This window comes from Nostoc sp. (genome assembly GCF_036917655.1).
Taxonomy (GTDB): domain Bacteria; phylum Cyanobacteriota; class Cyanobacteriia; order Cyanobacteriales; family Nostocaceae; genus Nostoc.
Genome location: NZ_JBALCY010000003.1, coordinates 208,534 through 223,311, shown reverse-complemented (window position 1 = coordinate 223,311; position 14,778 = coordinate 208,534). Strand labels below are relative to the sequence as shown.

5 protein-coding genes and 1 pseudogene are annotated in these 14,778 nt (G+C 45.1%); 4 read left to right on the top strand and 2 right to left on the bottom strand.

What is annotated here, in order from left to right; translation table 11 throughout:
• Positions 1 to 29: 29 nt before the first annotated feature.
• Together V7K30_RS02395 and V7K30_RS02390 are read right to left on the bottom strand one after the other, a co-directional pair.
• Positions 30 to 1,163: a hybrid sensor histidine kinase/response regulator gene (locus tag V7K30_RS02395; RefSeq protein ID WP_334996743.1), complete on the bottom strand. Its 1,134-nt coding sequence runs from the start codon at positions 1,161 to 1,163 to the stop codon at positions 30 to 32.
• Positions 1,160 to 4,945, bottom strand: coding sequence for a GAF domain-containing protein (locus V7K30_RS02390; RefSeq protein WP_334996741.1), 3,786 nt, complete (start codon positions 4,943 to 4,945; stop codon positions 1,160 to 1,162). Before V7K30_RS02390 ends, V7K30_RS02395 begins: the two co-directional genes overlap by 4 nt.
• 678 nt (positions 4,946 to 5,623) lie before the next feature.
• Here V7K30_RS02390 and V7K30_RS02385 point away from each other — a divergent pair.
• The 4 genes and pseudogenes from V7K30_RS02385 (at position 5,624) to V7K30_RS02370 (ending at position 14,696) form a co-directional block, all read left to right on the top strand.
• Positions 5,624 to 5,962 carry a hypothetical protein gene (locus tag V7K30_RS02385; RefSeq protein WP_334996739.1) on the top strand — a complete coding sequence of 113 codons (339 nt, stop codon included), beginning with the start codon at positions 5,624 to 5,626 and terminating at the stop codon, positions 5,960 to 5,962.
• Positions 5,963 to 5,998: 36 nt separating this feature from the next.
• Complete coding sequence (locus V7K30_RS02380) at positions 5,999 to 10,225, top strand: phytase (protein ID WP_334996737.1); 4,227 nt, start codon at positions 5,999 to 6,001, stop codon at positions 10,223 to 10,225.
• 1,136 nt (positions 10,226 to 11,361) lie between these two features.
• Positions 11,362 to 11,628: pseudogene (locus tag V7K30_RS34165) on the top strand (hypothetical protein); the annotation flags it as partial.
• Between the two features lie 392 nt (positions 11,629 to 12,020).
• The gene (locus V7K30_RS02370) at positions 12,021 to 14,696 is read left to right on the top strand and encodes an alkaline phosphatase family protein (RefSeq protein ID WP_334996733.1); all 2,676 of its coding nucleotides are present in this window, start codon (positions 12,021 to 12,023) and stop codon (positions 14,694 to 14,696) included.
• Positions 14,697 to 14,778 lie beyond the last annotated feature (82 nt).

The window sequence follows — 14,778 nt, the reverse complement described above, 5'->3', positions numbered from 1 at the left end:
TAGGGCTGAACTATTTAATGATAAAACTATCATTTATTGACGATGGGTAAGGCAATACGTACCTTTGTTTCCTGTTGATAGACACTGAAAATTGAGAACTGCCCACCACAACGTTCGGCGATTTTTTTGACAAGCTTTAAGCCCATGCCTATGCCCTGATGTTCATAAGTTTTGCGTTCAAACTGCATGAAAGCACCAATTTTAGATATCTGTTCTTCTGTCATGCCCCGTCCCAAATCATGGACATAGACATTTAGCATTCCTGCCACCACCTGACTACTGATTTTGATAGCTGTCCCAGTCTGGGAGAATTTGAGCGCATTATCGACTAATTCATGGAGGATAATCGCTAGATATCGATCCGATATTGAAACCTCAGCTTCTTCAACTGCAAACATGAGATCATCGCTGCGATTAACACTTTGAGCATGAGATTCTAAAGCTGCTGCGATCGCTGCCATTGAAAAATGAGTTGACTGAGGTTCGATGTTTTGCTGCTGGTGTGTTGATAGCTCTAGTTCTAAATAGATCAATAATTGTTTAGTTAATTTTTCTAGTCTACGGGCGGATTTATCTGCCAAGCCTAAAAGTTCATGGATTTCGGCAATATTCATGCCGTCAATATCTTCGATGAGTATGCTGATAATTCCCACGATGCCATTTAGTGGTGTATTGAGTTCATGGGGTAAAGTAGAAGCCAAGTTACCGCGCAATTCATCAAGTGTGCTTTCCAAGACTTTGATGCTACTTGCTTGGATATTTGATAAACTTTGGATCTTGTCGTACTGTTGCTTAATCCTGAGCATTGAATGAATGCGGGCCCGCAGTTCAACAGCATTGACAGGTTTACTAATAAAGTCTTCCGCACCTGATTTGAGGCAGCGAGCCAGGTCTTCTTTGGCGGTGAGAGCCGTCACCATGATGATGGGAACTGGCTGCCATTGCGGTATGGCTTTAATTCGCTGACACACTTCTATCCCATCCATTAAAGGCATCATCACATCTAGCAAAATCACATCTGGCTGAAATATGTTGAGGGATGCGATCGCTTCTTGACCACTAGCAGCGTAGTGCAGCAGATAATCTTGCTTACTTAAGAGTGTTTCAATGACATCAAAGTTATCGGGTTGATCGTCAATTACTAAAATAGAGGGCACATTCATTTGTGATCTTTTGTTGGAATTAAAAGCTGTTGGATGGTGATTGTCAGTTGCTTGAGCTTCACGGGTTTACTTAGGTAGTGGTTGGCTCCTGCTTCTAAACAGCGATCGCGATCGCCCGTCATCGCCAACGCCGTGAGCGCCACAATCGGAATATCAACCAAGTTAGGATCGAGGTGAATCTGTTTCATTGCCTCTAGACCGTCCATTCCTGGCATTTGAATATCCATCAAAATTAAGTCAGGGTGGTGAATTTTAGCAACGTCGATGGCTTCTTGACCATTGTGTGCTAACAGAATGCGATAGCCCTTAGCTTTGAGGTAGCTAGAAACTGTACTGATATTGGCTTGGTTATCTTCTGCTAGCAAGATCAGAGGGGCAAGGCTTGTGGCTTCATCGGTGGTTGGAAAGTCCAGTTTTAGAATAACATCTGGTTTATCATCTGCTGTCATTTCCGGTGAGAGGGCACAACTGGGAGTATAGGGAAGATTAATCGTGAAGCAACTGCCCACACCCAGTTCACTGGTTAGCCCCACCCTACCGCCGTGGAGTTCGACAATTCGCTTCACTAATGCCAGTCCCAAGCCTGTACCTGGATATTGACGATTTAAGGCGCTATCGATTTGCACGAAGGGCTGAAATAGATTCTTGATATTCTCTGGCGAGATGCCAATGCCTGTATCGCTGACGGCAAAGTGCAAAAAATGTTGCCCGATTGAATCGCTAGTTGAGATATCCGGGGAAAGTTGGGTAACTTCTAAGGTAATACGTCCCTTCTCTGGAGTGAATTTCACCGCATTGTTAAGCAGGTTAATTAACACTTGCCGAATGCGTAGTTCATCCACGAGCAGGTCAGGTAGATTCAGCTGAAGTTTGATTTCAACCTTAATCCCTTTTTGGAATGCCTGCTGTTTGATAAACGCCAGACTGGATTGACACAGATCAGCGACTGAAACTGAGGTGCAGTCCAGTTTAATCTGTCCGGCTTCAATTGTTGCCACATCGAGGATGTCGTTGATCAACTCCAGCAAATGAGAGCCACTGCCCTCAATGATTTGCAAGGCTTTGAGTTGTTGCTCGTTGACGATGCCAAAGACTTTCTCTTGTAGCCCTTCGGTCATGCCCAAAATGGCATTGAGGGGGGTGCGAAGTTCGTGGCTCATGTTTGCCAGGAATTCGTCCTTGAGGCGGGTGGCGCGGGCGATTTCTTGGTTAGAAACTGCCAGTTGTTGATTGCTCTCGGTTAGCTTTGCCTCTGCCTGCTGTCCTTTTGCGAGTTCTTGCTGTAATTGCTCAAAAAGACTCGCTTGCTGAATGGCGATCGCCAACTGGTTGGCAATTTGTTGCAGGAGTTGCGCTTCGGAGTCTTTCCACACTCGTTTTTCTCGGCAGGCATGGACAACCAAAACCCCCCAGAGCTTGTTAGTTTTCCAGGGGGCAACCCAGCGATGGGTTTCGCTGCCTCGCACGTCTTGTAAAATCGGTGCGATAATTTTGGACTGGATTTGACCAACGATTGAGTATTCCACCAGGCAATCCGTCCAAATATCGTTCATCACATCGGGGACAAGGCGCGGCTTGCCCTGCCAGTAGCAATCGAGGATTTCTGGAGACCAGATTTCGTCATCCCAGTGGCGGTCTTTGAGGGCGAGGAACTCACCAGATAAGGCTTCTTCGACAATTTGACTTCTGCCGTCAGCAAAGAGCTGGAACACGATGACGCGATCGCTGTGCATCACGTCTTTGACCTGCTGAGTCACCGTTGCCAGGATCTCGTTGATATCTAGCGACTGGCGAATTTTTTGGATAATCGCCCCCAAGGCGTGTTGTCGTCGCAGTTCCAGGGCAATTCTGGCTTCGGCTTGCTGCCGCACCAATAGTTCAGACTGGATTTGCTCGTAGAGATTCGCTTGTTGAATAGCGATCGCCAACTGGTTGGCAAGTTGTAGGGTAAAGTCAATTTCAGACTGCTGCCAATGGCGGGTTGTCGCACACTGATGGATGCACAGCAAGCCCCATAACTTATTACCGCAGAGGAACGGCATAATCAGATTGGCACGCACCTGAAACTGAGCCAGAATGTCAGTGTGGCAGGTTGTCATCCCACCGTTATAAATATCATCGACAACATAAGACCTACCCAAGGCATAGAGGGATGAATAGTTTTCGCCAAAGCAGTGGTCGTGTACCCGAATCGCCACCACTGAGGAAAACCCTTCTACAGCTGATTCAGCCACAAATTCGCCGTCATCAAAGTTGGATTCGGGATCAAATTTGAAAATGCACACCCGATCGGCCTGAATCACTGAGCGGATTTCCTGGCAAGCGATGTCGAAAATGGTCTGGAGGTCTAGGGATTGACGAATCCTCTGGGTGATTTCTCGCAGCAGTTCTGCTCGTTTGACCTGTTGGTGAATGATTTCCCCGGCTTGTTTGCGATCAGTAATGTCCCGAAAGATTCCCTGCGTGGCGATCAGGATGCCATCTTTTAACTGACAATTGAAATTCCCATCTACGATGATTTCTCTGCCATCTTTGGTCAGAAATCTGGTTTCGATGCCTAAACTGAAAGAGCCAGCAAATACGCTTTGCATCACTGTCTGGCAATGTACAAGTTCATCGGGATGGATAATCTGGAAAATGGACAACTGCTTTAGGTCGGTATCATTGTATCCCAAGGTCTCTTTCCATGCCCTATTCACAAATAAAATTTGACCATCGGGAGCAATGCTTTGAATCAGATCGGTGGCGTTGTCAAAGAGATCCCGCAGTTGAGCCTCTCTCGCTTGTAGTTCTTGAGTTCGCTGTTCCACCTTCTCTTCCAAGTCCTGGTTCAAGCGATGTAGCGCATTGTTTGCTGCTTGACGCTGTAATTCTGTTTCTAACGCCAACTTGTATGGCTCCAACGGATTGAGGGCTTGTAGCAAACTGGTCTGAGTCATAATTCCCAATAGTTCACCCTGTTTCCCCGTCACCGCCAACCTGCGGATCAAGCGTTGTTCCATGATCTGCTGCACCACCCACAGCGAATCGTCGGGTTTCACGGCAAAAATCGGCGTACTCATTACTGCCTCTGCTAGACAAGTTTTTAAGTTCAAGCCTAATGCCTGAAACTGCACAATATCGCGCTCGGTGAGAATTCCCATCGGAATTTGCAGAGGTTCAGTTTGGCTACTATCGGGTTGTACAATGATGATGGAACTAACGCAGTGTTTTGCCATAAGTTGGGCGATCGCTAGCATGGAACTATCTGGCGCACCACAAATCACCTCACTCGTCATCACCTCAAACACCAGTCGCAACCGCAACAGATCCACGCGACGCGAAGACCGCCGCAGACTTTCATTGGTAAGCAGTCCTACCACCCGCTCCTGCTCGTCTAGGATAGGTATGTGGCGAATGCGGTGCTGCTGGAGCAAATTAATCGCAAAAAATAAATCGGTCAAGTCAGACTCGTGCAAGCTGACGACTGGATGGATCATCACCTCCCGAATCGCCAAATTCTCTAGGGAAAGCTGCTGGGCAGACAGGTACACCACGTCCCGCACCGTGAAGATACCTAGCAACCTCCCGTCTTCTACTACTAATACGCAGCTTGGTCGTGCCTCCACATAAAGTTCATCCAGTTGCCCATCCACAGTTTTAGTTGTCTCACAAAAAGTCCGCACGCCGCTAATTTGGGCGATCGCGTCCATCACCGTCGTATCCGGTTTAACTATCAGGGGATGACGGATGATCGCAGACTTCAGTTCTGATGATGTGAGAGCTGTTGTGCGGTTAAACATTAATGTATTGGCAAAGGGATTTATTCTTTATTGTTCCCATTAGCAACTCACAAGTTATACCAATTCTCTAGAAATGCACTTCGATGTATCGAAAACTGAGACGAATGATCCCTTTTTGCAGCTTCATTCTTCGGGAGCATCCCAATTTGGCAAAAATAAATAGGACTTACGCAAAACTACACGTTGTAGGGGCAATTCATGAATTGCCCCTACCTAAAAATCTTTCTTTTCGGCTATTGTTTGCGTAAGTCCTGATAAAGAAAGAAACATTATTCGCCAGTTAAGATCGCTAATAATGTGGGAATTCAATCTTGTGGTTCTTCCTCTTCTTGCTCAGATCCAGAACTAATGTCTAGTAGACATCTCCAAAATAGTAAGGATATATAGGACGCATATTTGATTTTTGAAATATGGGTAGGGTGCGTTAGCAAAGCGTAACGCACCTCCCGAAGGTTTTGGTGCGTTACGCTTTGCGATAACACACCCTACATATACTTAAATTTTTTCAAAAATCAAATCCTATTGCTATATTACTGAGAAGAATCGCTGTGGACAAAACCGCCCCAAACCCCAAATATTTTTTGTCTTAACCTTTTGCTAGCTGCTTCTTAATCTAGCTGGGATATTTTGAGGGTGCCCAATTAATAACTAATACCAAAAAGTTATGTAGCTGTCTTCATGACAACCTCTAGGAACAGTGGTTTGGAAGACGTATTTTATCTTGTCCAAGTTGATATTGTGTTCAGTGTTTGCGTAACGGAGGCACCAGAAGGTGTTAGCCTAGTCATCGTTCAAACTGCGAGGTGCATCTTTGCAGTTAACAGTCTTTTATTGGCAATAAAAATGGCATTTACACTCCAAAATTTTCCCCACTTGGGAAGCGATGCGATGCCTACGGCGGGCTGCGCCAACGCAGATATCTACGTGCGCCTAGTACCTGTACTGCTAACAGTACCATTCTCCAGATTGACTGCGATCGCCGACTTGGTTCTGTGGTTTTCCGCAGATAACCACTAATTTTCGCAAAACTTGAATCTACCCCAAAATTAACTTATGGTAACTAATAATACAATCCGCTTTTCCCAATTCAATGCTTCCCTAAACCGCAACGCTCAAGGTCAATTAGTGACCGATTTGTCAAGCCCCGATAATGCTCAAGCAAAAGCTGTTGCGGAAATAATCCAGCGTAACAACCCGGATGTGCTGCTAATTAATGAGTTTGACTACTCCCAAAAGGCAGTTCAACTATTCCAGCAAAATTATTTAGCCATTAGCCAGAACGGTGCAACTCCCGTAGACTACCCCTACTTCTACATTGCCCCTTCCAACACCGGTATTGCCTCTGGGTTTGACTTGAACAACAACGGCGCAGTGGTTACAACCCCAGGTGCAACGGGATATGGCGATGATGCCTTCGGATTTGGTGATTTTCCTGGTCAATATGGGATGTTGCTGCTGTCCAAATATCCCATCGACACTGCCAACGTCCGCACCTTCCAAAACTTCCTCTGGAAGGATATGCCCAATGCTTTGCTTCCCGATGACCCCGCGACACCACAGCCAAATGATTGGTATTCTGAGCAGGAATTAGCAGTCCTACGCCTTTCCTCTAAAAGTCACTGGGATGTACCCATCGAAGTAAACGGCGAGACAATTCATGTCCTTGTTAGCCACCCCACACCCCCAACTTTTGATGGGGAAGAAGACCGCAACGGCAAGCGCAACCATGATGAAATCCGCTTCTGGGCAGATTACATAACCCCTGGTAATGGTGATTACATCTATGATGATGCAGGCAAAACGGGCGGTATCGCTGCTGGTTCTCACTTTGTAATTATGGGCGACCAAAATGCTGATCCATTAGATGGTGATAGTTATGACAACGCTATCCGCCAATTATTGCAAAATCCCAACATTAATACTAATGTCATCCCTACCAGTCTTGGTGGCCCCCAACAAGCAAACTTACAAGCTGGTGCAAACGCTAGCCAAAAAGGCAATCCTAGCTTTGACACCGCAGATTTTGCCGATACTACTCCGGGAAACCTGCGAACAGACTACGTGTTGCCCTCTGCTGACCTAAAAATTGCCGACTCAGGAGTATTTTGGCCGCTGAATACTGACCCGACATTCTCCCCAGTCGGTACTTTTCCGTTCCCCAGTTCTGACCATCGTCTAATATTTGCAGATGTGCAAACTGGGGCAACGGAACCAGGTAAAACCATTCCTAATGTTGGATATGTGACGCAGAGTATTTTTCCCACAGGCTTTATTCCTGCTGGTGTGGCGGGAACTGTGAATGGGCTACAGATTCCAGTGGGTGGACTTTCTGGTGTCACCTACGATGCAGTTAACAACCGCTATTACGCAATCTCAGACGATCGCTCTCAAGTTGCCCCTGCCCGTTTTTATACCTTCACTGCCGCCGATTCTGGGGTGACTTTTACTAATGTCACCACCCTAAAAGATACCAATGGCAACTTTTTTGCTCTTAACAGCCTTGACCCAGAAGGTATCGCTTTAACTAACAATGGGACTGTTTTCATCTCTTCTGAAGGCGAAGTCAATCCTGGTGCAGGTCGCGTTAGCAATCCCTTTATTAAGGAGTTTTCACTAACTACAGGGCAAGAAGTGCGATCGCTACCTGTCCCCAGCAAATTCCTGCCAGTAGTTCAAGATACCAACGGCGATGGTATTGTCGATGCAGGTGATACGCAGACATCAGGTGTTTACAATAACTTAGCATTTGAAAGCCTCACCATCACACCCGACCAGAAAACCCTATTCACCGCTACTGAAAACGCGCTGTCCCAAGATGGATTAATCGCTTCACTCACCAGTGGCAGCCGTTCCCGGATTCTGCAATCCAATCTGGTGACTGGACAGCCAGAAAAGGAATATCTCTATATTACTGATGCGATCGCCCAAGCACCCAAGCCTAACACAGGCTCCAGTAACAATGGTTTGGCAGATTTACTCGCGATCGACAACCGGGGAACTTTCTTAGCGTTGGAACGCTCTTTTGCTCAAGGTGTAGGCGACACCATCAAAATCTACGAAGTTTCTCTACAAGGTGCAACGGACATTAGTTTCTACGATTCTCTCAATAATTTGAGTGCTGAACAACTAGCAGCGATCAAACCTGCTCAAAAACGTCTACTGTTGAATTTAAATGACCTAAATCTGCCTACTGACACCAATCACCCCACAGGAGTAGATAACATTGAGGGTATTACCTTCGGCCCCAAACTAGCAGATGGTCGTCAGTCCATTGTGCTGGTGAGTGACAACAACTTTGGCAATACCCAGTATACCCAAATCCTCACCTTGGGTGCAGACTTGGTTCCCACTGCTGCACCCACATTAGAAACCCGTCCCGATTTCTTTGATGATCCGGCACTCTCCACATCTCAACGTGCCGATGCTGATGATCCTGCCATCTATGTTAATGCCACAAATGCTGCTGATAGTTTAGTATTAACCTCAGTCAAAAATGCCGGACTGCGGGTTTATGACCTGTCTGGTAATTTGTTGCAAACAGTTAATCCGGGTGGTATTCGCTACAACAATATTGACCTGCAATACGGTTTTAAATTAGGCAATCAATCGATAGATATTGCCGTAGCTAGCGATCGCAACAATGATAAACTAGCAATCTTCAAAATTAACCCCAATCCCACCACCCCCGGACAATATTTGGAAAATATCACCGATAGCAATATTGGTACTATCTTCCAAGCATCACCTTTTGAACCCCCCTATTCCACATCAACTCGCAGTTCTTACGGAGTTACCTTATACCGTAGCCCCGTAACTAACGATTACTATGTCTTTACCAGTCGCCGAGAAACTGGGGATATAGCTCAGTTCAAATTGATTGACAAAGGTAATGGCAAAATTGGAGCTGAACTGGTGCGGGAGTTCACCATCCCCTCACCCACCACAGAAGGGCGTTCTCCCCAAACAGAGGGTATGGTGGTTGACCAAGAAACCGGCTTTCTCTACATAGCCCAAGAAGATGTGGGCATCTGGAAATTCCAGGCAGAACCGGACGGTGGGACAACAGGCAAGCTGATTGATCGCGTCCGTTTTGAGGGTGGTTCTCACCTTACCGATGACGCAGAAGGGTTGACCATTTATTACGGCAAAAACGGCACAGGTTATCTGCTAGCATCCAGCCAAGGCGATAGCACCTTTGTTGCCTACACTCGTGAAGGTAACAACAAATACGTGGGTAACTTTGCCATTGGTAACAATGGGTCAATTGACAGCGTGCAAGAGTCAGACGGTGCAGATGTAATTAATCTGCCACTGGGGCCTAACTTCCCATTTGGTTTATTTGTTACCCAAGATGGCTCCAATGAACCTGCCAAGACAATTGATGGCGAAAACGTCAACTCTAACTTTAAGCTCGTGCCTTGGGAGAATATAGCCAATGCCTTGCCCAATTCTCTAAATATTGACACCACTAGTTACGATCCCCGTAATCCTGTTGACCGGATCAACCTAACTAATTTTGGTTCTAGCAACAGCGATACTGTGAATATTCAGCCAGGACAATTCTTTTCCGCAGGTGACGGGGCAGACTTTGTAGAAGCTACTAAAGGTAACACAATCTTGGCTGGAAACGGTGATGACACAGTGCTTGCAGGCAGTGACTCCTCAGTATCTGGGAATGACGGTAACGATCAGATATTTATTGGTCAAAATGGCCCGGCTCAAAATACCACTGCCGATGGTGGCAATGGTGACGATGTTATTACCGTAGTCGAAGCTAATGGTAGTAATAATTTGTTTGGGGCGGCAGGTAATGATGCTCTCACAGTAATTGAAGGTTCTCGTCAATCATTATTCGGTGGCTCAGGCAATGATACCCTCACTAGTGGCGGTAGCAATAACCGTCTCTACGGTGGTTCTGGAGATGACAAACTCTTCTCTAATGTCAATGATTCGCTATTTGGTGGCGATGGTGATGATGTGCTATTTGCCGGTCAACAAGGTAGTAATCGCCTGAGTGGTGGTGCTGGTGCTGACCAATTCTGGATTGCTAACGCCAGTCTGGCAACTAGCAAGAACATCGTCACTGATTTTACAATCGGGATTGACGTGATTGGAATTGCTGGTATTGGCGTAACTCAATTTAGTGGGCTAACACTGTTGCAACAGGGTAGTACCACTATCGTGAAAACCGGAAATACAGAGTTGGTTTCATTGCTGGGAATTACCTCAACTAGCCTGACTGCAAATGATTTTGTTTTCTCCGCTAGTGTAGTGGCTTAATTTGTTTACCTAGTTTCTCATAGAGAAGATCCAGCCGTTTGTAATTGCGTACAAAAAAGGTTTTTGGTAGGGGCGTATAGCTGTACAGTGGTGTCAACTTAACGTAAAAGCCTGTCTAGATAGGCCCTTCACAGATTGCCTCGTTACCAGTCTCAGACTGGGAATGCCTATTTTGAGGCTCCGCCTCCCTCTCCTGGCGGCAGATCTGCCAGGGTATGCATTTCCAGCCAGAGACTGGAAACGAGATTTTACGAGGATTATAGCTTAAGTTGACACGGATGATACCTGTACGCCCCTATAGTCGATTCATTTGTTGTAAAGATTTTTGCAAATGGCATCCGCCCTTACCAGTGATATCATGTCCGCTTGATTGCTTATTAAACCCGAAGAACCCCACCCCGCCAAAGCTATGCTTTGTCTCCCCTCCCGAAGAGCGGGGAGGGGATTAAGGGGAGCCAGTTTGGGGTCTCCCCAAGTGGAGCATCTGGCGTGTGGGGTGCAATAACTATGGGAATCACAACGAATTACCCGGACATGATATGAGAATAAATTTGATGCGATCGCTAGCAAAATCCAACTGAAAAAATCAAGTTTTCTCTCTTCATAATTATCAAAAATAGTTTGGTAGCAAAACTAGAGATATTTAACTTATTGGTTTTTTATTTAATTTTTCTAAACTTTAATAAATATTGTTTTTTGGCTTAAGTGTATTTTAATCATTTCTTTTGCTTCACTTATTCTTCTCTTAATCTTTTCATGAAAACATCTTTAGTGCCAGCTAAGTTATCTCATAACTCCTATCGACAGATTTAAATTCGTAATCTAAGTGTTCTCCACTCATTACTCACTAACACAGATTCATTTCTCAAGCTTTCGATAACTCTGAAAAAATACGTTTTTTATAAATGTATTCTCAGTGTTAATGCCGGAATCGGACTTAACGAACTTGCCCAAACTACATTTTGTAATTCTGAAATTTCCCCTTAATTCCGTTTTCTAGTGTGAGAAGATGATTTATTTTTCCCATAATGAATGTGATGAGAGAACTTGAATAACTTGTGATGCAATTAAATCCAAATACCCAACAAACATTCTAATTATGGCTATTAAGTTAGTAGGCTTTACCTCCTTACCTGCTGATACCTGGTGGTGGTGCTGACCGGTTCTGGATTGCTAACGCCAGTCTGCCAGCTAGCAAGAATATTATTACTGACTTTACAATCGGGATTGATAAAATTGGGCTGGGCGGTATTGGTGTGACTCAATTTAGTGCTTTAACACTGTTGCAACAGGGTAGTGACACCATCGTGAAAACCGGAAATAGAGAGTTAGTTTCATTGCTGGGAATAACATCAATTAGCCTCACAGCAAATGATTTCGTTTTTTCTGCTAGTGTCGTTTAGCCGAAAGATGATTACAGCTTAGATTCAACATTCAAAATTAGTTAAGCTGTAGCGATTTTGCTAATACGGGGGAGGGATACTCCCTCATTTTTTATATCTATGAGTAATTTGGTTTTTAAAGAGCCTTCTACTTTTTGTCCCAAATCTTAACTTGTTTATAACTTTCCTTAAACATTGAGCAACTATCTTTTGAGACAGTGACCAAAGTTACATTCATTTAATTGTCTGCACTAATTTGTGTGGACACTAAGCATTTTGTCGCCAAATACTACTTACTTAGGTTTCTGTAGCCAACAATTTTTGCTTAGGTGTAAGTGTAATTAATCCCTCAGTCTATATACATACAATTGCTGCGATTAATCGTAGCTCACAATACTTAAGGAGTAGTCGGTATGGCTGATACAAACGGTAACGGTAGAAATGTCATTATTTTTGTTGCGGATGGATTGCGTAACGGTTCTGTAAACCCCATCGATACCCCAACTTTATATAGCATCCGTCAGCAGGGAGTTAGTTTTGCCAATAGTCATTCGCTGTTTCCGACATTTACCACCCCGAATGCTTCTGCGATCGCAACGGGGCATTATCTTGGTGATACAGGTGACTTTAGTAACACTATCTACACTGGTTTTCCTAGTCCTAATGCCAATGGGACTGTGACACCATTCATTGAAAATGATGCTGTTCTGGGGGATATCGATGAAAAGTTTCCCGGTAACAACTTTTTAGATGAGGAGTCACTCCTAGCTTATGCGCGATCGCAGGGTTTCAACACAGCAGCAGTTGGTAAATTAGGGCCCGTTGCCATCCAAGATGTTACACAAGTTAACCGAGAAGGTGGTACTACGGGTACTATTCCTACTCCCGATACAATAATTATTGATGACAGTACGAATGGTGCAACACCGCCGACTACAGCCGCTGGTTCACCTTCTGCTGTTCCACTTGATCCAGATATTGTCAATCGCTTACAAGCCGCTGGTTTAGATGTAAAACCGACACTGCGAGTCCAGCCAGCTGGTAACAATACAACTCCTGGCACGCTGAATGCTAATGTGGCTCAACAACAATACTTTGCAGATGCCACAACCAAAGTCATTTTACCCAAGTTTCAGGAAGAAGGTAAACCATTCGCATTGGTTTACTGGTCAAGAGATCCCGATGGTAGTCAACACAATCAGGGTGATAGCTTAAACACCTTGACACCAGGTATCAATGGTACTACTTCAAAAGCTGGGGTCAAAGATGCTGATGATAATTTAAAGCAACTTCTTGGCTATCTCAAGAGTACAGGCTTAGACAAGACTACTGATGTCTTTATTACTTCCGACCACGGTTTTTCTACCATCAGCAAACAAGTTATTGATAGCCAAGGCACAAAAACTACAAGTTATGCTGCCACCCAAACATACGCGGGCGTAAATCCGGGATTTCTACCAGCAGGCTTTGTGGCGATTGATTTGGCTCATGATCTAGGTCTACCCCTATACGATCCTAACCCTACGACTCTCCCCCCAGACCTCAACCACATCCAGTATGCGACTGTTGATGCCACACAAGGTCAACGTCCTATTTCTGGCAATGGTGTAATTGGTGGTACAGGTCAGGTAATTAATGGCCAAATCGACCCAGCTACAAAGGTAGTTGTAGCTGCGAATGGTGGTTCTGACCTGATTTATCTACCTAATGGCAATGCTGACCTAGCTAAACAGGTAGTGAATTTGCTCTCGCAAAAGGACTACATCAGTGGTATTTTCGTAGACGACGCTTATGGAACCATTCCAGGTGCTTTACCACTGAGTGCGATCGGGCTAAAAGGTGATGCTCAAACACCTGTTCCATCTATTGTGATCAACTTTAAAACCTTTAGCACAGACCCAAATAACCCAAACAACCCTCAAGCTCAGGTAGAGATTGCTGACACAACTTTGCAGCAAGGGCAGGGAATGCATGGCAGCTTTGGTCGAGGTGATACCTTCAATAATATGGAGGCTGTTGGCCCTGACTTTAAACAAGGCTATGTGGACTATGCACCCGTCAGCAATGCTGATGTAACGCCTACACTTGCTCATATTCTGGGTTTGGACATTCCCAGTAATGGCGATTTGAAAGGTCGTGCCATCACAGAAGCATTGGTGGGAGGGCCTGATTCAGTCTCCTTCACAAAAGGGACTTTGACCTCAGAAAAAGCTGCTAATGGTCAAACAACAATTCTAAATGCTCAGAGTGTAGGCAATACTCAGTACTTTACAGCAGCAGGGTTTCCTGGTCGCACCGATGGACTAACAACATTAGATGTCAAATTTGGTTCTACAGATAGTGATGATGTCACCCTTAAGTCAAACCAAACCTTATTCACAGGTGACGGAGCAGATTTTGTAGAAGCTACTAAAGGTAACACCATCGTGACTGGGAAAGGTGATGACACTGTACTCGTAGGCAGTGACTCTTCAGTATCCGGGGGAGACGGTAACGATCAGATATTTATTGGTCAAAACGGCCCGGCTCAAAACACCAGCGCCAATGGTGGAAATGGTGATGATGCTATTACCGTGGTGGAAGCTAGTGGTAGTAATAATCTATTTGGGGCAGCAGGCGCTGATAACCTCACAGTAATTGAAGGTTCTCGTCAATTATCCTTCGGTGGCTCCGGCAATGACACTCTCACCAGTAACGGTAGCAATAACCGTCTCTACGGTGGTTCTGGTGATGACAAACTCTTCTCCAGTGTGAATGACTCCTTGTTTGGAGGCGATGGTGATGATGTGTTATTTGCTGGTCAACAGGGTGGTAATCGTCTGAGTGGTGGTGCTGGTGCTGACCAATTCTGGATTGCTAACGCCAGTCTGCCAGCTAGCAAGAATATTATTACTGATTTTACAATCGGCATTGATAAAATCGGGCTGGGCGGTATTGGTGTGACTCAGTTTAGTGCTTTAACACTATTGCAACAGGGTAGTGACACTATCGTCAAAACCGGAAATACAGAGTTAGTTTCATTACTGCAAATTACCTCAACTAGCCTGACTGCAAATGACTTTGTTTTCTCTGCTAGCGTCGTGGCTTAGTCTATTCGCCTAGTGCAGCGTGGTCTAAATAACTATCGAAATAGCGGTTTTCACTTACGTAGACTACATACAGTAAATAGTT

Excerpts from the sequence above, each read along its gene's own strand:
- V7K30_RS02395 (WP_334996743.1), bottom strand. The coding sequence starts at position 1,163 with ATGAATGTGCCCTCTATTTTAGTAATTGACGATCAACCCGATAACTTT.
- V7K30_RS02390 (WP_334996741.1), bottom strand. The coding sequence starts at position 4,945 with ATGTTTAACCGCACAACAGCTCTCACATCATCAGAACTGAAGTCTGCG.
- V7K30_RS02385 (WP_334996739.1), top strand. The coding sequence starts at position 5,624 with ATGACAACCTCTAGGAACAGTGGTTTGGAAGACGTATTTTATCTTGTC.
- V7K30_RS02380 (WP_334996737.1), top strand. The coding sequence starts at position 5,999 with ATGGTAACTAATAATACAATCCGCTTTTCCCAATTCAATGCTTCCCTA.
- V7K30_RS02370 (WP_334996733.1), top strand. The coding sequence starts at position 12,021 with ATGGCTGATACAAACGGTAACGGTAGAAATGTCATTATTTTTGTTGCG.